Annotated in this window: 26 protein-coding genes and 5 tRNA genes; 10 read left to right on the top strand and 21 right to left on the bottom strand. The window is 33.7% G+C overall.

The genetic code is table 11. From position 1 onward, the window contains the following. The 4 genes from K5783_RS09460 to K5783_RS09445 all read right to left on the bottom strand — a co-directional run. The coding region (locus K5783_RS09460) for a hypothetical protein (RefSeq protein ID WP_297473944.1) at positions 1-271 on the bottom strand (271 nt) is incomplete at its 3' end. A gap of 58 nt (positions 272-329) precedes the next feature. Then, entirely contained in the window at positions 330-947 is a 618-nt protein-coding gene (pdxT, locus tag K5783_RS09455) for a pyridoxal 5'-phosphate synthase glutaminase subunit PdxT (RefSeq protein ID WP_297473942.1), read from the bottom strand. Further along, a complete protein-coding gene (gene pdxS, locus K5783_RS09450; RefSeq protein ID WP_297473941.1) occupies positions 944-1,912 on the bottom strand; it encodes a pyridoxal 5'-phosphate synthase lyase subunit PdxS in 969 nt (322 codons plus the stop codon). The genes pdxT and pdxS overlap by 4 nt, the downstream gene beginning before the upstream one ends. A 30-nt stretch (positions 1,913-1,942) precedes the next feature. Further along, on the bottom strand, positions 1,943-2,476 hold the full coding sequence (locus K5783_RS09445; protein WP_297473940.1) for a hypothetical protein: 534 nt from the start codon (positions 2,474-2,476) through the stop codon (positions 1,943-1,945). A 90-nt stretch (positions 2,477-2,566) separates the two neighbouring features. Here K5783_RS09445 and K5783_RS09440 point away from each other — a divergent pair. Continuing rightward, positions 2,567-2,720, top strand: a tRNA-Trp gene (locus K5783_RS09440). A 132-nt stretch (positions 2,721-2,852) separates the two neighbouring features. On the opposite strand, the gene K5783_RS09435 is transcribed toward K5783_RS09440, so the two are convergent. Next, a complete protein-coding gene (locus tag K5783_RS09435) occupies positions 2,853-4,271 on the bottom strand; it encodes a DASS family sodium-coupled anion symporter (RefSeq protein WP_297473939.1) in 1,419 nt (472 codons plus the stop codon). Positions 4,272-4,386: 115 nt separating this feature from the next. Beyond that, positions 4,387-6,651 carry an aconitate hydratase gene (locus K5783_RS09430; RefSeq protein ID WP_297473937.1) on the bottom strand — a complete coding sequence of 755 codons (2,265 nt, stop codon included), beginning with the start codon at positions 6,649-6,651 and terminating at the stop codon, positions 4,387-4,389. Between the two features lie 155 nt (positions 6,652-6,806). Here K5783_RS09430 and K5783_RS09425 point away from each other — a divergent pair, with 155 nt between their 5' ends. Beyond that, on the top strand, positions 6,807-7,439 hold the full coding sequence (locus tag K5783_RS09425) for a hypothetical protein (RefSeq protein WP_297473934.1): 633 nt from the start codon (positions 6,807-6,809) through the stop codon (positions 7,437-7,439). Between the two features lie 12 nt (positions 7,440-7,451). Here the strand turns inward: K5783_RS09425 and K5783_RS09420 are convergent, their stop codons facing one another. The 5 genes from K5783_RS09420 to K5783_RS09400 all read right to left on the bottom strand — a co-directional run bounded on the left by K5783_RS09420 (position 7,452) and on the right by K5783_RS09400 (position 12,024). Continuing rightward, entirely contained in the window at positions 7,452-8,015 is a 564-nt protein-coding gene (locus K5783_RS09420) for a hypothetical protein (RefSeq protein ID WP_297473933.1), read from the bottom strand. Positions 8,016-8,033: 18 nt separating this feature from the next. Continuing rightward, positions 8,034-8,273 (bottom strand): Lrp/AsnC ligand binding domain-containing protein, encoded by a 240-nt coding sequence (locus K5783_RS09415; protein WP_014963852.1) that lies wholly within the window; start codon positions 8,271-8,273, stop codon positions 8,034-8,036. Positions 8,274-8,317: 44 nt separating this feature from the next. Then, complete coding sequence (locus K5783_RS09410) at positions 8,318-8,737, bottom strand: EVE domain-containing protein (RefSeq protein WP_297473967.1); 420 nt, start codon at positions 8,735-8,737, stop codon at positions 8,318-8,320. A gap of 279 nt (positions 8,738-9,016) precedes the next feature. Next, a complete protein-coding gene (gene pheT, locus K5783_RS09405; RefSeq protein WP_297473931.1) occupies positions 9,017-10,648 on the bottom strand; it encodes a phenylalanine--tRNA ligase subunit beta in 1,632 nt (543 codons plus the stop codon). Continuing rightward, positions 10,639-12,024, bottom strand: coding sequence for a phenylalanine--tRNA ligase subunit alpha (locus tag K5783_RS09400; protein ID WP_297473929.1), 1,386 nt, complete (start codon positions 12,022-12,024; stop codon positions 10,639-10,641). Before K5783_RS09400 ends, pheT begins: the two co-directional genes overlap by 10 nt. 51 nt (positions 12,025-12,075) lie before the next feature. Between K5783_RS09400 and K5783_RS09395 the strand changes: the two genes are divergently transcribed. Together K5783_RS09395 and K5783_RS09390 are read left to right on the top strand one after the other, a co-directional pair. Next, positions 12,076-13,188 (top strand): tryptophan--tRNA ligase, encoded by a 1,113-nt coding sequence (locus K5783_RS09395; RefSeq protein ID WP_297473928.1) that lies wholly within the window; start codon positions 12,076-12,078, stop codon positions 13,186-13,188. Continuing rightward, entirely contained in the window at positions 13,185-13,466 is a 282-nt protein-coding gene (locus K5783_RS09390) for a hypothetical protein (RefSeq protein WP_297473926.1), read from the top strand. Before K5783_RS09395 ends, K5783_RS09390 begins: the two co-directional genes overlap by 4 nt. A 146-nt stretch (positions 13,467-13,612) precedes the next feature. Here the strand turns inward: K5783_RS09390 and K5783_RS09385 are convergent, their stop codons facing one another. The 5 genes from K5783_RS09385 to K5783_RS09365 form a co-directional block, all read right to left on the bottom strand. Further along, positions 13,613-14,581, bottom strand: coding sequence for a CxxC-x17-CxxC domain-containing protein (locus K5783_RS09385; protein WP_297473924.1), 969 nt, complete (start codon positions 14,579-14,581; stop codon positions 13,613-13,615). Between the two features lie 73 nt (positions 14,582-14,654). Then, complete coding sequence (locus K5783_RS09380; protein WP_297473923.1) at positions 14,655-14,984, bottom strand: hypothetical protein; 330 nt, start codon at positions 14,982-14,984, stop codon at positions 14,655-14,657. A 52-nt stretch (positions 14,985-15,036) separates the two neighbouring features. Next, positions 15,037-15,513 (bottom strand): phosphopantetheine adenylyltransferase, encoded by a 477-nt coding sequence (locus tag K5783_RS09375; RefSeq protein ID WP_297473922.1) that lies wholly within the window; start codon positions 15,511-15,513, stop codon positions 15,037-15,039. A gap of 33 nt (positions 15,514-15,546) precedes the next feature. Next, positions 15,547-16,611 carry a hypothetical protein gene (locus K5783_RS09370; protein ID WP_297473921.1) on the bottom strand — a complete coding sequence of 355 codons (1,065 nt, stop codon included), beginning with the start codon at positions 16,609-16,611 and terminating at the stop codon, positions 15,547-15,549. 311 nt (positions 16,612-16,922) lie between these two features. Beyond that, positions 16,923-16,996 (bottom strand) — tRNA-Ala (locus tag K5783_RS09365). An 80-nt stretch (positions 16,997-17,076) separates the two neighbouring features. Here K5783_RS09365 and K5783_RS09360 point away from each other — a divergent pair. Both K5783_RS09360 and K5783_RS09355 read left to right on the top strand, forming a co-directional pair. Beyond that, complete coding sequence (locus tag K5783_RS09360; protein ID WP_297473920.1) at positions 17,077-17,631, top strand: thioredoxin family protein; 555 nt, start codon at positions 17,077-17,079, stop codon at positions 17,629-17,631. Between the two features lie 61 nt (positions 17,632-17,692). Beyond that, positions 17,693-17,767: transfer RNA gene (locus tag K5783_RS09355), tRNA-Ile, on the top strand. 7 nt (positions 17,768-17,774) lie between these two features. Here the strand turns inward: K5783_RS09355 and K5783_RS09350 are convergent. Next, the gene (locus K5783_RS09350) at positions 17,775-18,668 is read right to left on the bottom strand and encodes a B12-binding domain-containing protein (protein WP_297473965.1); all 894 of its coding nucleotides are present in this window, start codon (positions 18,666-18,668) and stop codon (positions 17,775-17,777) included. 271 nt (positions 18,669-18,939) lie between these two features. Here K5783_RS09350 and K5783_RS09345 point away from each other — a divergent pair, with 271 nt between their 5' ends. Further along, entirely contained in the window at positions 18,940-19,266 is a 327-nt protein-coding gene (locus tag K5783_RS09345; protein ID WP_297473919.1) for a hypothetical protein, read from the top strand. A 114-nt stretch (positions 19,267-19,380) separates the two neighbouring features. On the opposite strand, the gene K5783_RS09340 is transcribed toward K5783_RS09345, so the two are convergent. Beyond that, on the bottom strand, positions 19,381-20,076 hold the full coding sequence (locus K5783_RS09340) for a DUF3800 domain-containing protein (protein ID WP_297473918.1): 696 nt from the start codon (positions 20,074-20,076) through the stop codon (positions 19,381-19,383). A 122-nt stretch (positions 20,077-20,198) separates the two neighbouring features. On the opposite strand from K5783_RS09340, the gene K5783_RS09335 reads away from it, so the two are divergent. After that, on the top strand, positions 20,199-20,378 hold the full coding sequence (locus K5783_RS09335) for a hypothetical protein (RefSeq protein WP_297473916.1): 180 nt from the start codon (positions 20,199-20,201) through the stop codon (positions 20,376-20,378). A gap of 121 nt (positions 20,379-20,499) precedes the next feature. Then, positions 20,500-20,886 (top strand): hypothetical protein, encoded by a 387-nt coding sequence (locus K5783_RS09330; protein WP_048115112.1) that lies wholly within the window; start codon positions 20,500-20,502, stop codon positions 20,884-20,886. 5 nt (positions 20,887-20,891) lie between these two features. Here K5783_RS09330 and K5783_RS09325 read toward each other — a convergent pair. Next, a tRNA-Leu gene (locus K5783_RS09325) sits at positions 20,892-21,013 on the bottom strand. A 91-nt stretch (positions 21,014-21,104) separates the two neighbouring features. On the opposite strand from K5783_RS09325, the gene K5783_RS09320 reads away from it, so the two are divergent. Next, positions 21,105-21,178: transfer RNA gene (locus K5783_RS09320), tRNA-Thr, on the top strand. Position 21,179: 1 nt separating this feature from the next. Here the strand turns inward: K5783_RS09320 and K5783_RS09315 are convergent. Continuing rightward, positions 21,180-22,040, bottom strand: a complete 861-nt coding sequence (locus K5783_RS09315; RefSeq protein WP_297473915.1) for a DNA adenine methylase — start codon at positions 22,038-22,040, stop codon at positions 21,180-21,182. 137 nt (positions 22,041-22,177) lie between these two features. Continuing rightward, positions 22,178-22,828 carry an ammonia monooxygenase gene (locus tag K5783_RS09310; RefSeq protein ID WP_297473913.1) on the bottom strand — a complete coding sequence of 217 codons (651 nt, stop codon included), beginning with the start codon at positions 22,826-22,828 and terminating at the stop codon, positions 22,178-22,180. Between the last annotated feature and the right edge of the window lie 27 nt (positions 22,829-22,855).

Raw genomic sequence — 22,855 nt, 5'->3', positions numbered from 1 at the left:
TTTGTTCTTCTTGTTTTTCTTCTAGTTTTTGTTTTCTTTCTTCAGCTTTTTGTTTTTGTTCTTCTTGTTTTTCTTCTAGTTTTTGTTTTCTTTCTTCAGCTTTTTGTTTTTGTTCTTCTTGTTTTTCAATTTGTTTTTTATATGCTTCAGAATCTTCTCTACTTACAGAAAGATTATCTTCAGCAAAGGAATCTTCAATAGAAAATAGTCCAAAGGAACCACCCATCAAAATAGCGACTAAAATACCAAACAACACAAATTTTTTATTCATTTTAATAGCTCGGCTAATCAATGATTAAAAAGAATTGCTTACAAATCATCATTTTTTGTTAATTTTTTAATGATTTTACAAGATTGATAAAATATTTGTGCAATGAAAAATCTTTAGTAAGTTCAGGATGAAAAGACGTACCAATCACATTGCCTTTTTTGACTGCAATTATACGATCGTTGAATTTTGATAGAATTTCTACATCAGATCCAACATCAGAAACAGAGGGAGCTCTGATAAACACACCAGTGAATTTTGGAATGCCTATTGAATCTAAAGATACATCAGCTTCAAAAGATTCTTTTTGCCGTCCAAAAGAATTTCGCTCTAATTTAATATCAAGAATATTCAAAAGAGGTTGATCAGTTTTACCAATAATTCGATCACTTGCAGAATTTGATAGTATAATCATTCCAGCACAAATTCCAAGCACAGGCATCCCATTTTCAATTTTTTCTTTTAGAACCTTTAGTGAACCATTTACCAAAGAAAGTTGGCCAATAGTAGTACTTTCACCACCAGGAATTATCAAGCCGTCTAATTTTGATATTTCTTCAGGTGTTTTAACACCAATTACTTTACCATCTATTCCTAATTCATCTATTGCAGCTTTTACTGACAAAAGATTTTCTTGAACATCACCTTGTATAGATAAAACACCTACATTTAGACTCATGATGAGCCTCCACGATCTTGCATACGTAATTCTAATGTTTTGACATCCAAGCCTATCATAGATTGTCTTTCATCTATCATTTTTTGAGCTTCTTTGACTTTATCAGATTCATTCCAAAAAGTGGTAGCTAAAACTATTGCTCTTGCTCTTTCTTTTGCATCATCTGCATTAAAAATTCCAGAACCTACAAAAATTCCATCACATCCAAGAGACATCAAATATGCAGCATCAGCAGGAGTTGCAATTCCACCAGCTGCAAAATTTACAACCGGCAATCTGCCAAGTTTTGCAGTTTGTTGAACAATATCATAAGATACTTTGAATTCTCTTGCAATTCTAACTAAATCTTGATTATCTCCAGAATCATAAATTGCTTTAATTGTTCTTAATTCATCATTGACTTTTTTAATATGAGTAACAGCTTCTGCAACATTTCCAGTTCCAGGTTCGCCTTTTGTTCTAATCATTGATGCGCCTTCTTCAATTCTCCTTAAGGCTTCAGCCAAAGATCTAGCACCATTGACAACAGGTGTTGTAAAATCCCATTTCCAAATATGATGAAATTCATCAGCAGGAGTTAGAACTTCTGATTCATCTATCATATCAACATCAGTTTCCTGAAGAACTAATGCTTCATTGACATGGCCAATTCTACATTTTGCCATTACAGGAATTGTTACAGAATCCATTATTTCTTCAATAATTCTAATACTTGCAGTTCGTGCAACCCCACCGGCTTTTCTAACTTCGGATGGAAGTTTATCCAAAACCATAACAGATACTGCTCCAGCTTCCTCTGCAATTTGAGCTTGTTCTACAGTTGTAACATCCATTACTACTCCATTTTTTAGCATATGAGCAAAACCACGTTTAACAGTGGATGAACCACGTAAAGTGTTAACGGAGTTTATTTTATCTGAGATTATCCCTTTAGCATCAAGTCGTTCACCAGATAATGGAAGCATATTCTAATTTTCACTAAAGACTATTTGTACCTATTCACCAATTTTAGAAATGATCTGATCAAGTTCTGATTCAACCATAGTAATTATCGGAGGAATAAAATCAGATGTTGCGTTCTGTTCAGGCCAATGAATTTGATTTACATGTCCATTGAGAGTAATTTTCACATTTGATTTTTGATACTCGGTTACATTTTCTAGTATTGAAAATGATTCAGAAGGAATTGCAATAAAACCAGTTTCTTTGATCAAGGCTTTTAGTTTATCCAGTTTTTCTTTATCTAGTTTTGAACGAATATCAGGTTGGATGTATCCATGTTCTGTTACAGAATACTTGATATCACCATCATTTTTTATAGAAAGAATTTCTGTTTTTTGCGCTCCAACTCGCTCCGTAATCCCATATGATATTTTCTTTAATTGGTGTTTTGTGTATTCAATATCAATTTTATCAAAAGAATGTGCAGCAGATATAGGAATTTCATTTTTTGTAAGTAGTGGAACTGAAATTAAAAGTGCCACAATTACAGGAATTGCGCCTAATGCAAAGTAAATTGGTTTTATCATGATAAACTAACAATTACAAATTGATGTTGATTGCAAATAAATCTTGGTTAAAAATAACTTAAAATTCAAGTCTTTTTCATTCTTGTTTGTGGGGTCGTAGCCTAGCCTGGTAGGGCGACAGTGTCTACGAAAAAGATCACCGCTAAGGGCTCCAAAGGTTAACTAAGCTAAACTGACTCACGGATGATGTAAGTTTGGAGCTGTAGTGACCCGTAGGTCGCCGGTTCGATTCCGGTCGGCCCCACGTTCCTATCGAGTTCATATACTTGATTCACATAATCATTGATACGTGACGACCAAACCCAAAACTGTAATCAAGCAAATTGAAGAATTACCAGAAAAGATCAACACCAGAAGTGATTCCTACCAGTTGTTTTTAGATTAGAATTTTTGATGAAACAAGAATTGTGAATGTTGTAATCAATCCAATTGCCATCATGTTGAGAACCATACCATGTTTTACCATTGCCTTGATTGGAATCTGTGCTTTTTCATAGATTAGGGCATTTGGTGGTGTTCCCATTGGTAATAGAAACGCAAATGATGTTGCAACAGTTATTGCAAACAAAACAGGCAGCGGAGTCCAGTTATTTAGCATGGCCATTGTTCCAACTATTGGAATGAAAATTGCAGCAGTAGCTGTATTTGATTTGACATTTGTTAGAAACATGATCATTGCAACTAGCACAAGAATTACTAACTCAAATGGATAGTCTCCAACAAATGCAAGAGCATGAGCAATCCAATTAGCCAATCCAGAATCCACAAATGCTAAAGATAATGCAAATCCTCCACCAAGTAAGAATAATAGTCCATAGGGAAGTCTTTCAATTCCAGCCCAATTCATTAAACTTTCAGAACGGGTTTTTGGCAAAACAAAGAGGGAGATCCCGCCCAAAATAGCAATTACTGAATTTGTAATAAAAGAATTCTCAGGCTGCCATAAAGGCATAGTAAACATCAAAACCATCACTCCCAACAATACGGCAAGCACTGTTTTTTGCTCCATTGTAATTTTTCCAATTTTGGATTTTTCTAAAAGTAATGTTCTTTTGATTTCAGATGTTGTCTCAAAATTACTTTTTCCAATTTGGGTGGTCATGTACAGTCCACAAAGAACCAACATTGAGACTGAAAGCGGGACTCCAAGCATGGACCATTCTGCAAATGTAACTTTGTGGGCAAACATCTCCATTACTGTTGCAGCATAAAGCAAATTTGGCGGTGCCCCAATCAAAGTTGCTACACTGCCAATTGATGATGAATATGCGATAGATAACATGAAGATTACTTTGAATTTTGTTGTGACATAATTTGTTTTAGATAATGCTGCTAGGATTACTCCTGTGATTGGAAGTAATATCAAAACAACGGTAGTGCTCATAACTACCGTAGAGATTAACGCTGTTGTAATCATAAATCCCCATACAATTTTCTTTGGAGAATATCCGAATACAGATATTAATTCAAATGCAATTTTTTTATGCAAGCCAGATTTTTCAATTGCTAGTGCTATCATGAACATTCCAAGTAATAAGACAATAATTGGGTGCATGTATTCTGCTGCAATCTCTTTTAATGGCAATATTCCAAGTATCGGAATTAATCCCATAGGTAGTAATGCAGTGGCATAAATTGGAATAGCTTCTGTAATCCACCAAACAATCATCCATACAGAAATTGCAAAAACTCCTTTTGCCGCATCGGACATTCCATCTGGTGTGGGCATAAATAGGATTAGAAAAAATAGTACTGGCCCTAGAACCAGCCCAAATTTTCTTAGATTAAATTTCATTTTGTCCAATCATTTTTTGGAAAAGATGGATTTGAGGCTATCTGCATCCATTTCATCCCCAAAATGTATGTGAATCCTATCCGGTCCACTGGGTCCGACCCCACGTAAAATTTCATCATCTGTTTCTTAGAACATTTAGTGCAGAACCAGCTTTGAACCATTCAATCTGAGATTTATTGTACGAATGGTTTAGTAAAATTTCATCTGTATTTCCATCATTATGAGAAATAATACATTTTACTTGTTTATGTGGTTCCAACTCATTTAATTTAAGAAGACTAATTTTATCATCTTCTAGAATTTTTTCATAATCATCAGAATTACTAAATGTAAGTGCCAAAATTCCTTGTTTTTTCAAATTTGTTTCGTGAATTCTAGCAAAGCTCTTGGTGATTACTGCTGCACATCCCAGATATCTAGGAGACATTGCAGCATGTTCTCTACTACTACCTTCTCCGTAATTATTATCACCTATTATCACCCATCTCATTTGTTTTTCTTTGAACTGTCTTGCAATTTTTGAAAATGATTCAAGTTGGTTATTGAGAATGTTCTTACCTTTACCTACTTCGTCATTAAAGGCATTAACGGCTCCCAGAAGCATGTTATCACTGAGATTATCTAAATGACCCCTAAGAGATAACCACGCTCCAGCAGGAGAAATATGGTCAGTTGTACATTTTCCTTTAGCTTTTACCAATATTGGTAAATCTACAAAGTCTTGTCCATTCCATTTTGAAAAGGGTTCTAAGAGTTGCAATCTTTTACTATTAGGATCAATAATTACTTCGATATCATCTGAATTTTCAGGAGGTGCAATAAAAATTCCTTCAGGAATCTTAAATCCATTTTCAGGAACTTCTGGTGCAGGTTTTGGAGGATCTAGTTTGAATTTTGTTCCGTCGGCTGCGATGAGGTCATCTTTGAGAGGATTAAACGACAATCGTCCTCCCAATGCAAGAGCAATAATCATTTCCGGGCTGCCGATAAAGTTCAGTGTGTTTCTGCGTCCATCATTTCTTCCTGGAAAGTTTCTGTTGAATGTAGTAACGATAGTATTTTTTTCTTCATTTTTTAATTCAGGCCTATTCCATTGTCCAATACATGGACCGCATGCATTTGCTAGAACGGTTGCACCAATTTCTTTAAGAGAATCCATTTGACCATCTCGTTCAATAGTTCCACGAATCTGTTCAGAACCAGGTGTAATTAATAGCGGAATTTTTGATTTGATTCCTTTTTCTTTTGCTTGTTTTGCAATACTTGCAACTCTAGACATATCTTCGTAAGAGGAATTTGTACAACTTCCAATTAGTGCGACAGATATTGGATCAATGTAATCATTTGATTTTACATCATTGCCTAATTCGGAAATTGATCTTGCTAAATCAGGAGTATGAGGGCCAACAATATGAGGCTCCAATGCAGAAAGATTAATTTCAATTATTTGATCAAAAAAGTTTTCCGGATTGGATTCAATTTCAGGATCAGCAACAAGTAATTCTTTATTTTGATTTGCTAGTTCAGCAATTTTTTCTCTGTTTGTATATTTTAGATAAGTTTCCATTCTTTCATCATATGGAAAAATTGAACAAGTCGCTCCAATTTCCGCACCCATATTTGTAATAGTGGCTTTTCCAGTACAACTGATAGATTTTGTACCAGGACCAAAATATTCAACAATTGAATTAGTTCCTCCAGAGACAGTTAGTTCTTCAGCTACTTTTAAGATAATATCTTTAGGTGCTGTCCACCCATTTAGTTCCCCAGTTAATTTAACACCAATTTTTTTTGGATAAAGTAATTCCCAAGGCAATCCCGCCATTGTTTCAGCTGCATCCAATCCACCTACACCAACTGCAATCATTCCCAATCCTCCAGCATTCGGAGTATGCGAATCTGTACCAATCATTAATCCGCCTGGAAATGCATAATTTTCAAGAACTACCTGATGTATGATTCCAGCACCGGGTTTCCAAAAGCCACATCCATGTTTCGCAGCAGCTGATTGTAAAAATTTGAAAACTTCACTATTTTCATCAAGAGAAACCTTCATGTCAACATCACCTTGAACTTCAGCTCGTATCAGATGATCACAGTGAACAGTTGTTGGTAAAGCTGACTGTTTTAATCCGGCCTGCATAAATTGAAGCATCACCATTTGACCTGTGACATCTTGTAATGCAACTCGATCAGGTTTTAGAAAAACATAATCTTTTCCACCAGCAATAGTATTGTCAGGAATTTCATAAAGATGTCCAGATAAAATTTTCTCAGTAAGTGTTAGAGGTTTTCCTACAACTTTTCTATATTTTGCAATATTTTCTTTTATTTTTGAATAAACATTTGAAACAAGTTCAGGAGTAGTATCTATGTTCACAAAAAACATGGAGTTTTTCCTGAATTTAATATTTACAATTGAAAATTAATTAAAAATGATGAAATAGGCGCAAAAATTCCTTAACAATTATAAGCGAAAAGCATGTTTTATTTCATTGTTGGGGAGTAGTATGTTTTTTGAGGTGAATTGTAAATATGGTCAATAAGGGTTTTCCAAAATTTGGAATGTCACAGGCAGGGGCGTTTGTTGCTGCATTAAAGAATTACAATCTGCCTGATTTTATTCTAGTTTTAATTGCTAAAGAATGTAAATCAGATCTGCTTGAAAGAGGTAGAATTGATGACAGATTACAAAGTATGAATGATGATGCTTTAGAATTATTACACAAAGTTTTTGTTGGTTGTGAGGAAGATAGCGCTGGAAAATATGCACAGTATAGATTCTATGCATATGTTTCTAGTATGTATCATAAATGTGAGGTTTTGGTTAATGAAACAATTCCTGGCGCATCAGGAAAAAATCACAAGATTCCTGTTGCAGTAAAAAATAATGGAATGTATATTTCAGTTGCATATAACAAAGCAACAGGCAATCCTGTTAACAAAAAAGAAACCATTAGATTTTACGATATGGTTGATGATATTAAAAAAGGAGATCATGGAACAATGTTAGCTGATGCAATTTATGGTTCTTCAGTTGGATTTAGAGGAGATGCATTAGTAGAACTTGAGAACTTGAGTAAATCAAGAACAAATGATCCTGAAAATAAATTAGATTTCAAAACAGCTAACTTTGAAAATAATATTTATTCTGTAACAAAGTGTTAATTTAAAAAATATTTACAAATTTAATTGAGAAGTATCCATTGTTAGAAACATAGGTTTATCGTCAGTTTTTTGAAAGTCTTCACCGTATTGTTCAAACTCTAATTGTTCAAAGAGATGTTTTGTCCAAATATCATGGACTTCTTGTATGAATTTTTTGTGTCCAAGAAGTCGTAAAAACTCATGAAGTAAAACATGAGATACACTGGTACAATTTTTCTCTGCAAGAAATAATGTATCATTTCCTTGAAGTGGTTGCCAATATACCAATCCGAAATTTTCTGCATTATATCCATCACAAGTACAATCAGTCCACAGTGGTTTGAAATGTGTTAGGTAAAAATGATAAATGTCTTTTCCTCTTTGTTCATGATCACGGATAAATGTAGGAATATCTAGTCTTTGAAGAATACTTCTTGGTGTCGTAATCAATTCATCACATTGAATTTCATAATCTCGTCCAAATTTTTCTTTAATCCATACTTTGTAAAATTGACCCATTTTCTTAATATATTCAAACTCGAATTTTCGTTTTTCACGATCTTCTTCTTTTATGACAAAAATAAAATGTAAAATCATAATAAGAAAAAAGGGTGTTTATGTTTGGCCTTCAATACCCATTAGGGTAAGAGTTGAACGAATCTTTTCAATTTTTCTGATCTTCCAGGTGATTGTTTCTCTTAGTTTTTCTACAGTATCAGATTCAATTTTGGCCAAAATATCATATGCACCAAAAGTTCCATGAACTTCTTTTACACCTTCTAAGCCTTTGAGTTGCTGAATAATAGCTTCCTCAGAACCTAGTTCACAGTTTATTAAAACATAAGCTGTTGCCATATTTTTTATGAGATAAGTCGACTATATCAATAAACCGTTTTTTGTTAGCCTTGAGACATCTTTAAAATTTCATCCCAGATGGGTTTTGGCACTGGCATGACAGATAGCCTTGAGATTCGAAGAAGTTCCCAATCTTTGAATTTTTTATTTTTCTTCATTTCATCAAGAGTTACTGGATTTTTCAATGATTTTTTATATTTTACATCAACAACAATGAAACGTTCAACATCTTCTTTTGGATTAGAATACGGTTTTGAAGTGATTTGCATTATTCCAACAGCTTGTCGTTCATCCCCTGTATGATAAAATAATGCTAGATCACCAGGTTTCATTTCTCGCATATGTTTTAATGCCAGATTATTGTGAACGCCATCCCATACAGTTGATTTTTCTTTTTTTAACTGTTCAAAATTATATCCCCTTGGACCACTTGGCTCTTGCTTTGCTAACCAATAGTTTACCATTTCATTTTTCTTTGTCAAGGGATGTTTTATCGTTTTTGAAAGAGGATTGTTCCCCGGTTCTGACTCGCACAAAATCATGGGTATAGCCATAAGCCTCCTCGCGTTCTGAAACCGGGGTTGCCCATAATGTAGCATACCTGGGTGAATTAGAAATCACTGGTATCATAACGATCATCTCATCCTAATCCGTCTGTATGCTTGCTCTCGGGCAATAGACATAAAGTCAAACTATACTAAAAACTATAGAGATCAAATCCATATGATTAGGCCTAAAATCACTTAAAAAACAAATCCAGACAATACAATTTCAAAGCCTACTGCTGGAACACGAATCTTATAGTTTTCAATTGTTTTGGAACTAATTTCACCAATAACTCCCACTTGTTTACCATTTACAAAAACTGCTGCTGAACGACCATTTTCAAAGATTGGATCTTCAAAAGTTTTTGTTTCAATTTCAAAATTAAATGCAGTTCTTAGTACAGATTGTAAAACAGATTTAATCTCTGTAAAGTTTGCATCTTGATGTGCGCTGATTCCAGCAAAGCTTACCTTTTCATCAATCACATTATCATCTGAAAATATAGTTCCAGTTTCAAATAATTTTTGAGGATATACTGCATGAATGTTCCTAGATAAATTTTCAATTAAACCTGGTAAGATAGAGTTTCGTAGAATGGTATGCTCTTGACTTTTTGAGTCAAGTACAGAAATTATTTTCTTTGATTCTCTGTTTGTCATTTCATACAAGATTCGCTTGCTAGTCAAGCTTGAGTTGAGAACTTCAAGATAACCCAATCCTACGACAGTTAGTGATAAAGATTTTAGTTTGTCAGAAATTAGATTTGTTTGACCAATTGTTTGTGATGGAGAAAGTATGGGCTCCAAGTTTTGTATTCCATAACCTAAGGCAACTTCTTCGACTAAATCCATAGGACCAAATATATCAAATCGATATGCAGGAATTGTACAGATAATATTATTTCCTTTAGATACTGCATCTAATCGAGATTTTTTCAATGCTGATATTATTTTTGAAGAACTCAATGAAAGACCCAAAGTGTCAGTAATCAAATTAGGAGATATTGTAATTTTTCTTAATCCTAATTTGGGTGATGAATTGTTTGCTCCTGTAATCTTTACACCATACAAAGAAAATCCTGCGCTTTGAAGAATTGTTGCAACAATAGACAGCATATCTTCTGCATCATTTTTATTGATTCCAGTAACTTCAACAAAGAGATTCTTTGATTTAGGAGTGATAGTTGTAACGGCGGCGTTTATTATTGGTGGAAATGATACAGTATCAGAATTTGAATCCAAGATTATTGGGACCTGAGAAGAATTTCTAAGCAAATTCCCATAGTCTTTTCCAACAACTGTTTTTTCTAGAATCTCAGATATGCTCATTTTACTTGTAGCTGTTAGAGGAATGAAAGAATGAGTTTTGTTTGTGGTCGTATATGTTAAAGGAAATGAAATTTTGTCTAGATCATGTATTCCAATTGATGACTTTTTTCTTTTTCGACCAATTCCAAAGTGAAGGTCCTCTTGCATTGCCATTAGCTTCTTGATAAATTTGTCATCAATTTTGCCGTTTTTTGCAATAATTCCTGTAACAAATGGTCTTATTTTTGATACTGTGGAATTTACCTTGATTGAATAATTTGATTTTTTTATATTTAGTTTAATTGCACCGGTTTTTACTCCAAGTAATCCCTGCATTCCAAGAGCAATTCCAAAATCAGTCGAATAGTCTGGTCTGTTTGGACTGTATTCAACTCTAACTAAATCACCCTCTTCAGATTCAACATCTAGACCAAGAAAGGGTAATGATTCAGAGATTTGTTTTTTTGATGACTTTCCAATCAGTTTTTGCAGATTAGAATATGAAATTTCAACTACTGGCATTTGTTTACACTCCTTAACCAGTTTAGGTTGTTGTTGTAAAATTCACGGACATCATCTAGACCATACTTTAGCATAGCAATTCGCTCAATTCCACCGCCCCATGCCAAGACAGGTTTGTTTATTCCAAGAGGTTTTGTAACTTCAGGTCTAAAGATTCCCATTCCAAATAACTCAACCCACTTTCCCAACCTATCGTTATACACCATTGTTTGTAATGATGGTTCAGTGTATGGAAAAAATGTTGGCCAGAATTTAATTTTTGTAATTCCAATTCTTTTATAAAATTCTCTTTGAATTCCCATCAAATCACGTAGTGTTGCATTTTTTCCAACAACAACACCTTCAATCTGATTAAATTCTACAAGATGCTTATAGCTTACCTTTTCGTTTCTAAATACACGGCCAACTGAGAATACTCTTGCCTCATCAGGTTTTGTTTCTGCCAGATGTTTGATTGTAACACATGTTGTGTGGGTTCGAAGAACCATCTTTCTTGCTTCGTTGATATCCCAGAGATATCTCCAGTTCTTCTTGTGAGATGCTGAAACATTTTTGATTTGTTCAGGCGTCCCAATCTTTTTTGCAGAGATCCCGTCAAGATAGAATGTATCTTGTAATTCTCGGGCAGGGTGATCCTGTGGTGTAAACAGTGCATCAAAATTCCAAAAGCTAGACTGAGACATACTACCGACAATTTCAGAAAATCCTAGAGTCACAAAGATTTCACGGATTTCATCAATGGTGTCTTTGAGTGGATGAGTCCTTGCAGCAAAAATCGGAGGAGCCTCGGCTTCTACGTCAATTGCACCAACAGATTCTGAAATTGCAATTGATTTTGCATGGTCAGTTAGTGAGATTTCTTTTGATTTTTGAACATCTTCGATAAGAAAGTCAGGTCTTTTCAAAAGACTAGATAAATCAACAACATCAATTTCATTTTTTGGTTGTTTGCCATTTCCAATTTTTTTAAGCGTTTTCTCTCCCGGTAGTTCTACTGGAGAGTGTTTCAGAGATATTTTTTCATTAGTTTCAATCCAATTATTTTTTCTTGCAAGACCCATTGCTGGACCAAAAATTGAACCAAGTTCCTTTTGCAGGTCTTGCATTGTTTTTGGACCATCTTTTAACAGGTTTAGCAATCTTCTTTCAGGAAGTCCTTTCTCAAATGCCTCAAGACCATTTTTCCCAAGTGAAAATATACTAGTTGTTGATTCAACTACATTTGCCAATTCTTTTAGTTTGAGCCACTCAACTCCACGTCTTATTTGATCAGAAGAGAGATTGGTTGATTTCTCAAGTTTTTCCATTGTTTGTTTTGGATTGTCTTTTAACGAAGTGATAATTTTTTTTTCAATTTCATGAAAAACTTGCGACAACAGCAGAAAGTTCGAAAAAGACTTTTTAAACCTTAACCTAAGTCAAATTGAATGTCAGCTGATGACTTTATTGTGACTCCTTGGCATGTTGAAGGAGATATAGATTATGATAAATTAATCAAGAAATTTGGAACTGAAAGAATTTCATCAGAGTTACTAGGAAGAATCAAGACTGTAGTTGGAGAGGATCATTTTATGCTCAGGCGAGGTATTTTTTTCTCTCATAGAGAAATGAATAGGATTTTGGATGATTATCAGAAAGGGCAGAAATTCTTTCTATACACTGGAAGGGGTCCTTCAGGTCATACACATATTGGACATCTGGTTCCATGGGTTTTTTCAAAATGGCTTCAAGAAAAATTTGATGTTAATATGTATTTTCAGCTTACAGATGACGAAAAATTTTTTTCAAAACCTAATCTCACTTTAGAGGAGACGAATAAGTTTGCTTATGAAAATGCTCTTGACTTTATTGCGTTAGGTTTCAAATCAGATAAAACAAAAATCATTATCAATACAAAAAACATTCAAACACTGTATCCAATTGCAGCTCAGGTTGCAAAGAAAATTAATTTTTCTAATACAAAAGCAACATTTGGATTTACAAATGAAACAAATATTGGAATGATTTTTTATACAGCCTTACAATCTGCACCATGTTTTATTGAGGACAAACCAGTTTTAATTCCATTAGGAGTAGATCAGGATCCTCACTTTAGATTAACACGAGATATTGCACCAAAGATTGGAAAACAAAAACCAGCATTAATTCATAACATAATGATTCCTGCATTAGAGGGTCCAGGTGGTAAAATGTCAGCTTCGGATAATAATGGAACAATATACACAACGGATTCTCCAAATGCAGTAAAGAAGAAAATCAACAAACATGCATTTTCTGGAGGTCAACCAGACATAGAACAACATAGAAAGATTGGCGGAAATCCAGATATTGATGTCGCATATCAATATTTGAGAATATTTTTTGAACCAGATGATAATAAATTAAAATCGATTTATGAAGATTATAAATCTGGAAAATTACTTTCAGGAGAATTAAAAGCAATTTTAATTGAAAAAATTAATGATTTTCTATCAATTCATCAGGAAAAAAGAGAAAAAGCAAAAGACAAGATACATGAATTTCTTTTAGAGAATAAATGAAAATTAGCATAACATTTGATGATAAATATGAAGTTCAAAAATTTGGCAGTCTTATTTTTATCAAAGAAGGAAAAGAGACATACATCACGTCAATTCTGAATATTATAAAAAATGAATTAGTTATTTTACTGAAAGATAAATCAGCTCACAGTATTATGTTCAAAGATGAAGAAAGTGTTGAAAAATTTGCCGATTTTATTCAATCTGTACTTGAAAAAAAACACAAAATCATTTCTACAAAAATTGATGAATTAACCATAGAAATAGTTAAAGAATAATCTAGGAGCCAAACGCGGTATATAGTGCCACTATGCCAACCATGATTATCAAAGAAATTCCTAGTGCTTTAAAATCGCCGTTCATGATATGATTCTAAAATAATTATAATTAAAGTGTTAATAAATTATCAACAATGATTTTAGGATTATCTAGGAAAATATCTACTCTTTTTAGGTTTAGATTTTGAAGAATTTTCTTTAGGTTTTGATACAGGTTGTCTTATTTCATTACAGTTCAAGCAAAGAACTCTAAGATCCTTCTTAGCAAGTTCAGGTTCAGAAATATATTTTCCCCATGAAGAAGCAGCTCCTCCACGTCCAAGACTGTCTGGGGAATCATCAAATATGTGACTGATTCCTAAAGCTCTTTCATCTTTAAATCCACAACTAGAGCAAGACTTGCCACCTAAAATTTCAAATAGTTTTTCTTTTAGAGTTGCATAGAATTTTTCTGAACCGCCAGAATAGAAACTCTCTTGTTTTTTTAAGAATTTATCACCTTTAGATTTTTTAGATCTAGAATCAGTTCTTGTGAATTCTTGACGATTGTAAGATCTTGAGCTTCTGTCATCTCGTGAATATCTATCATTACTGGAATCTTGTGGTTTGTTTTGTCTGAAACAATCACTGCAGTAAACAGGTTTGTCGGTTCTTGGAACAAATGGAACTTGACATTCAGTTCCACAATCAGCACAGGTTACAGTTGTAGATTCTCCTCTTCTGTCATCTCGTGAATATCTTGAGCTTCTGTCATCTCGTGAATATCTTGAGCTTCTGTCATCTCGTGAATATCTTGAGCTTCTGTCATCTCGTGAATATCTTGAGCTTCTGTCATCTCGTGAATATCTATCATTACTGGAATCTTGTGGTTTGTTTTGTCTGAAACAATCACTGCAGTAAACAGGTTTGTCGGTTCTTGGAACAAATGGAACTTGACATTCAGTTCCACAATCAGCACAGGTTACAGTTGTAGATTCTCCTCTTCTGTCATCTCGTGAATATCTTGAGCTTCTGTCATTACTAGAATTTCTAAAAGAGCGAGAAGGACCATTTTCTCGTTTTGATGTTCGCCGTGAATCTTTTTTATCAGAATACTTTGATTTGTAAAGTTCCATTATATTCAAAATTAAGTTTGATTGAATATAGATACTTAGAGCTTGAATTTGTGCCTAAAATAAAAAAATCACATTAAACTAAAGATTTATCCATTTCAGTAGATAGTATTTCTTGAACTTTGAGAAAATAAAGTTTGGTCGAATAAGGCATCTCATCCAAATTATTGTCAACTACAATCATAAAATATCTGACTGCACGTTTTGAAATATCTAAATTGAATTTCATTGAAAGTATAGGATCTTGGTGAACTTTGATTTTATCTTGTAACCACGGAGGTGCCATTTCAATTGTTTCTTGGATAATTTTACCATACCAATATGAGAGATTTTGTGGATGTAACCCCTGTTTAAGATTTGATACATCAGTATCAATTTTTTTCATCATATGATTGATGATTGCCATGAAGTAAAATTTAGAAATTTTGATTTATTCCAATTACTCAAAGTTAGACAAGCTACTTGTCAATTGAAAGCAAGTTTCCTTCAACATCAATTTCAGAATTTTTTATTCGAGTGGTAGATATTCTTTTACCATCTTTTGCCAGAAACATTGGAACAGTGATAATTTGAACAGGAGGAAGTTTCTTATCTTCTCTCAATTTATTCAAAACATTTCCTTGATTACTAGTTTCATCACTTACAACTAATGCTTCAACTTCTTTTTCTAGAACTGCAGGTCCAAAATCATTATTCAATTTACTAATTTGAAAAGAACTACGAGGGTATTTTTTTAAAAGAAGGGTAGTTAAATTTTCAAATCGTTTTTCATATTTATGAATTAGAATTTTTTTCTTTTTTTCTGCAAGCTCATCACTGGTAAGTCCTATTATTACCTTGTCAGAAATGTCAAATGCATTTGAAAGTAATGTTAAATGTCCTTTATGAATAATATCAAAAGTACCACCCATTGCAACAAGAGAATATTTTGACATACATATGTTTAAAATTCTTTGAAAATAAATCTACTAGTTTACTAGAATTAGAACAAATGGCCCTTGGTCGGATATTGGAATATTATTTCTATCCCAAACAAACGTTTCAATGAAAAACAATCCTTTCTTTTCAGGAATCCAATCTACGGATTGAGACTGAGGCCCATTTCCAATGAATCGACCATCAAACTTGCCAATAAACTCGACATAAGGAAGTTCTCCAGATTCTTTGATTTGTACATAATATGTATAAGGAGTTTCGGCAGGAATTTCTTTATCAGAAAATTCCACAAGAGTTTGACTTTCTATGTTTACAGTAGAACCCAGTTTGATTTCAGATAGATTGTTTCCTTTAGTATCTTTTACAGAAACATTAGAAATTGAAACTAATTTTGTCATTAATTGAGGAGGGGGAATTTTTACATCTACAAAATTAGAATTGAAAATATTGGATTCTGCGAAAAGCAAAAATCCTACAGATCTAGGACTAATTTTTTCATTTATTTCAAAAGACACTTCAGTATTAGGCTCTATATCTCCAAGTTCAATGGTAGAAACTGCAATAATTCGTGATGGTTCAAAACCATCATAGTATGCAAGGTAGACTTTGGTATCAGAATTTGGAGCTCCAGTATTTTTCAAAACTCCTGAAAATCTTAAAGATGAATCAAGAAACACATCACTTGAATATACGGATAGTCCCTTTTGTTTTTCTACTGAAGAATCAAATCCTAATAAGGAAACTGACGCCTGAGTTATGTTAGGATTTGGAGTTTCAGAGCGAATAGAGTACGGAGATTTTCCATTTGCTGAAATTACTTCAAGCGTTGTACTTCCTTGAACTATCTCTAAAGGATTAGGATTATAATCGTCAAAAAACTTCACCTGAATTTGAATGTCTGTTACAGAAGATAATGGATCATTATTTTCAACAAGACCTACAACAACCGTATAACCTTCTGAATCCTGATAAACAAAAGGAGTTTCATTCAACAGTGATACAGTTAGTGTAGGTGCGGTATCAGTAGATTCTGCTGAAAATGCATATGAAAAAGGAACTAAAAGCAGAATCAAAAATAAACGTAGAAAAAGTCTCATTGCTGAATTTCATTGATTTTTGAGATTAATTTCATTAAACATAACATATAGTGAACAAGAAAGGTAACATCAGTTCACCCAGTTTACACTAAAAATAAAGATAATAAAAAGAGATTAAAAAATAGATGTAATTTTATTTTCTCTTTGCGGTAATTGCTAACCAGTAAATCAAACCTGGAGTCAAACCGACAATGAGTGGAATAAATACCGGCCATGCGTCTGCTGCACTTGTCATAAGAAAAAACGGAAACTTATCCTATTTAAATCCATCCAGCAGTCTGAAATTCAGCACTGATCGTATGAGTAAGAAGTGGACCGGACGGAATTTGAATCCGTGACCCCCCGCGTGCAAGGCGGGTATACTACCAGGCTATACTACCGGCCCACAGGAAGACTGATTATTGTGTGGATTTTAATTGTTGTCTTCTTGGCAAGAATTTTATTTGAAAACAGGATTATTTGTTCATGGTACTTTTAGAATCGCAAATAAAGCTAAAAACAGGAAGTATTGCACCGGATTTTGAATTATTAGGAATTGATGATAAAAAACATTCATTGGCAGATTATAGTAATTACAAAGGAATTTTGATTATTTTCATGTGTAATCATTGTCCATATGTTAAGGCCAAAGCAGATGCATTAAATGAGTTATATGATAAATTTGGAAAAGAAATTGCAATAATAGGAATTAACAGCAATGACTCTACGGATTATCCAGAAGATAGTTTTGAAGCCATGAAAGAAACTGCAAAAGAAAAAGGATTCAAGTTTGATTATTTAGTAGATGAGACTCAAGAAATTGCCAAGAAATATGGTGCAATGTGTACTCCAGATCCATTTCTATTCAATAGTCAAAAACAACTAGTTTTTCATGGAAGAATTGATAATGCCATGAAACCAGATGATGTTGCCACTGAAAAGACGATGATCAACAATATACAAAAACTGTTGTCGGGCGAAAAAATTGAAAATGACTTTGACCCATCAATTGGCTGCTCAATCAAGTGGAAAGAAAATTAAACTAGTCACTTTACGGATACAAAATTAAACTTAAATGACTGCTGCCTAGAGATTTGTTCGTGGGCTCGTAGCTCAGCTTGGCTGGAGCGTTCGACTGATAATCGAAAGGTCATGTGTTCGAATCACATCGGGCCCATTTTTCATTATTTTAAATTTTGAGAAACTGTTTTAGACCATTGTAAAATATCATCAAGTTTTTCAGAAATAAGATCAGAGTTAATTTTAGATTTTTTGGATATTTTACCACAAAGAGCCAATTTCATATGTTTTCCAGATTTGTCTTTAATTGGATTAATGGAATTTGCAAAAAAGTTTAGCCCTTCATCAGAATTTGAGAATACAACCACTAGCAGCATTCCAGGTTTTTGTTTCCATATTTTTCCAATCAATTTTTGAAAATCTAAATCAAATAAGACATCAATTGCGGAAGACATATCTCCTAAATAAGAAACCTTCCAACCATCTGAATGATATGAAACAGATGCAGCTTCTGAAATCAAGATACTTTGTGAATCAGCTGCAATTACTACCACATTCTTTTTTGGATCAGATACTATCGGAATTTGATTAAAAATTTGAAATGATTTTGAAATGGTGGTTTTTAAGAGATTTAGTTCTGCAGTTCCGATTTTTCCAGCATCATACAAATTTTGCACATAATCAACTGCAGGAAAAATTACTTCAAGAATTAAACGATCAGGGGTTGCCCCAGAATGTAAACAATTCCGAATTAAAGAATGAGTTTGTTCATCAGTACCCTTTACTAAATAATCTAGGAAGATAGGAGGTATTTTGAAATAATCATCAGGGAAATTAAAAGATTCTTGACCTGGTTCTAAAAACCACAAGGTAACATTTCCAATATTTTTCTGTCGGAGCAATCCTTCAGCTGCAAAAACTTTGAGATATTTGGACATTGTAATTCTATTGACTCCAACTTTTTTAGAAAGCTCTACTCCAGACATTCCAGTAACAGAGTCTTCCAAAGATGAAATCAGTTTTTCTCTAATTGATTCAGTAGAATAGCCTTTGCCCATAGTGTTTTTGCATGTAGGTATTGTATAAAGACTAATTTTCATTTACGTGTGAGGCGATTTTGAAATTATACTATTCGATTCATGGGACATGTTATTCGTGTTCGGTTTCAGTACATGAGTTAAAATTCTAGGGCTTTTTCCCAACTATTAATCTCAATATCAAAATTTTTTAATTGTGATTCAAACTGTTCTTGAGTCATGTATTCAGGTCATTATAATTCATTTTTTCTCATGTCCCGACTGAAAACAGAGAGAATCATGTCCCACAGGTTTGCCAGCTTATCATGATGCCTTTCAAAAAGAATATGGTGCAGTAAAGAAAGGAAGTCCTATCCATATTCGTCATATCTCACTAAAAGGTGATAGAAACAACAACAAGATGGAGAGGCTAAACGGAGAGTTTCGAGATCGTGAAAAGGTCATGAGAGGGGTTAAGAAAAAGGATTCAGTAATGTTTGATGGATATCAGATTTATCATAATTATTTACGTCCACATATGGGATTGAATGGTAAGACTCCCGCTGAGGCTTGTGGGATTGAAATTAAGGGTAAAAACAAATGGTTTACGCTTGTTCAAAATGCAAGTAGAGAAGAATAAATAATCATACATACATACATACATACAGGTGGGTAAAGTCTACTAAGAAATTAGTAGGATCTTAGCCGAAAGAATGATGTCTGTTTGGACAGACTGGGACAAGTAGGCTGAGAGTCACCAAGTTATTTTATCATGATAATCCCATTTTTCATGATAATTGATTTTGTCTTGAATTAAATCATAAAATATAGAATCCTCCATTTCAAATTTTTTTTGGGTTGACCCTGCGATAAAATCTGCTACTTGTAACATTGGTATTGATTTAGAATCTTCATGGCTTATGGTGATATGATGATCAATCTCAGAGTTTTTCTCCCATGCACGAAATGATACTTTTTCTTCGCAATATTCATTGAATAATTTACGTGCATTTGGAGACAGACTTCTATCAATAACAAATTTGATTGAGTTGTATGGATCATCTTTATGAAAGAAATCTCGAACAAGAATTGTGATTATTGTATCAACAATGGAATATCGATATAATCTGCTTAAATCTTGTTTTAATCCCTCTTTCACAGAATCTTTACTGATACAAATTACGCCTATGATGATATCTAACTCTCTAATTTTTTGTAAAAATTTACATTTTACCTTATCGGTGTTGTTTGAAAATTTAAATTCGGTAATCTTGTTTTTTTGTTTTTTTGTTTTTTTATTGATTCGTTTCAATGTGTGGCGAATTATCTCATTTTCAACACTAGGATATCTATTCTTTGTAAAAACATATCCTATTGTAAAAAATTTTGATGATTTTTCATTAAATCCGAGATCCCCTGATTCATCAACATATACGCTTACATGAGGCAAAATACAATCACATTTTCATACTCATCAAGTTAAACCTTGTGAGAAAAGTTGATTTTTGATTGACTATTAGTCAAGATCATATTCCTGATCATTATTTTATTAGATTGAGTATTAAACACAACATGGCTCAATACCTCGGAAATAGCAACACTATGGAAGTTCATAATTTATTCAATCAGAATACGAACTGCCAGATTAATGAAATAAAACTAGAACATAGACGAGAATTTTCTAGTCTTATTGTTGCCCATGCACAGGGTTTTGATAACTGTGCATATTGTATTGGTGGTTCTACAAGATAGAACCCTATTTTTTTCATGTCCCGATAGTTTACACGAGAAATATGTCCCACAGGCTTGACAGTACCCTTGGAATAAAACATTAAATACTTGAGTACTTTATTGTACGGTAAGGAAAAGTAAATTGCCAAAAGCCGGATTCAAATCAATCACAGTTTCAGAAACAGTTTATGATAAATTCCATCAAGTTTATCAAAATAGTAAAGACGACCTTACAATGAAAGGGGTCAATAGTTTTTCAGGTTATGTAACTTACATGTTAGAAGAGATGATGCAAAAGGACAAGACTTTTGCAAGATATGCCCCCAAGATTGAAAAAATTTCTGTGGATGATGATCGAGTTATTCTAAAAGACAATATCAAAAATAGAATCGCAGAAGTTGCAGTTCAAAAAGGCGAATTGTTCTGTCAGCTATGTGATGAAAAAGATTGTGTACATGTTGGTTTTGTTTTCTCATTACCAGATGTCTACGAAGTTCTAAACTCTAGAGGAATAAAACATCCAAAATAAAGTAGTGGAGGAGGTGGGATTTGAACCCACGAACTCCTGAGAGACAGGATCACCCATTATTTGATCTTAAGTCCTGCATGTCCAAAAGCACATAATGCTTACTTTGGCCAGGCTTGATTACTCCTCCAAAAGTCTAGAAATCTGTGTGAAATTTAACAGTTTAGAAGAATAATGCTCAGAATGAAGAATTATAAGGATTTTCTACAGACAATTTTCGTGCTTCGATAGCTCAGCCTGGTAGAGCGTTACATTGGTAATGTAAAGGTCGCGGGTTCAGATCCCGTTCGAAGCTTCTAATAATTTTTAATCAGTAATTCAAAGTGACCAGTTCGTTTTTTAGAGTTTGAATTGATTGAGCGGTTTGCCTGAATCTTACTTATTTTCCAAGGTTCGTTGGAAAATATTTCTGCAACTTCTTTAGAGTTAGAATTGGACAGAAGAACTCTACATCCTTTTGAATCCAGTTTCGTACAAAGTTCGGCTAGTCTGCTTAGATCATCAAAGGTAAAGTCCTTGTTTGTATAGCTAGTGAAATTTGCCGTATTACTAACTGGCTGATATGGTGGATCAAAGTATACCAAATCATCTTTTTTGGCATCTCTAAGAACTGCCTCAAAATCACGACATTTGATAGATGCCTTGCTTGATTGCAATATGCTACTTACTGAACGAAGATTATCCTCATTTACAATATTTGGATTAGTGTATTTTCCTATAGGTACATTGAATTTACCTTTACTGTTAACACGATACAATCCATTGAAACAGGTTCTATTCAAAAAGATTAATCGAGATGTTTTTTCAATTTCGTTTCTTGGATTGCTTTCTCTAACAGAATAATAGTATGATTTGGAATCTTTTTGATAATTTTTTTCATGACTTTTTAGAGAAGAAATCAAATCATCTATTCTATCTCTAATGGTAATGTATGACAATACCAAATCTGAATTAAGATCAGAAATGCTACATTTTTGCCCATTTCGCTCTGTTAGCATATGAAAAAGTAATGCACCGCCTCCCAAGAAGGGCTCAAAATAAGTGCCAAATGTTTTAGGTAAATTTTCATTCAGAATTGGAATTAATTGACGTTTTCCACCAGCCCATTTTACAAATGGTTTTGGAGTAACTAGAATCTGACCATATTGCTGTTTCAATAATTATCATCACAAGATTACATATTGTCAAAAGAGACAATAAAAGATCACAAGCTGTGCAATATTTTTTAATCAAGTTTAGAAATTTAGAGAACACTCTAAGCGAGATTAATAAAATGAAAAGGAAAAGGTTGGATTTAGTCCCACTTTGACCAAGCGGCCATCCATCTGTATGTCCAAGTATTAAGTTTACAACCTAGCGCTGCAAACGTACATGCCAATACTGCACCAGCACCTGCACCTAAAGCCACTGGGCTGTTATAGAACTTTCCAACTTGAGGTTCTATCGGTGTCATGTATGGTGGCAATGTTGGTCTTGGATATTTGAATGCCGTTTCTAGTGGGTCTGCTACTGTTATCAGGTTTACCATATTGAATAATGGTAATGACATTCCTACCAGTACGCCGCCAAACAGTATCAAGGAGTGCTTGTTCTTCTTTGTTGCCCAGTAGACTAAGTCCAACAGCATCGCTGAAGGCAACCAAACTGGAACTACAATGAAGTCATATGGATATCCTAACGCAAACCATGCGCCTTTTGCTATCCATGTGTATACTGTCATAATTAGAGCGTAGTACGTTGCTGTGCCTGGAACGCCTGTAAATGTTAGGTAATATGTTGCACCTACAATAAGCATCAACGTTTGCGATATTGAGAATACCGTGTACGAAGTCCAAGCCCAGTCAGTGTAGAAGATGTAGTCTCCTGCATTAATTGTTAACAGTGTTGAGTTAACTGCAACTACTACTATGAATAAGTAGTGTGTACATCGTCTTAACCAGACCATATGATGTCAAAGAAACGGTCAGTATAT

This window comes from Nitrosopumilus sp. (assembly GCF_025699125.1).
In the GTDB taxonomy this organism is placed as follows: Archaea; Thermoproteota; Nitrososphaeria; order Nitrososphaerales; family Nitrosopumilaceae; genus Nitrosopumilus.
This window is presented reverse-complemented; position numbering and strand designations above follow the sequence as displayed.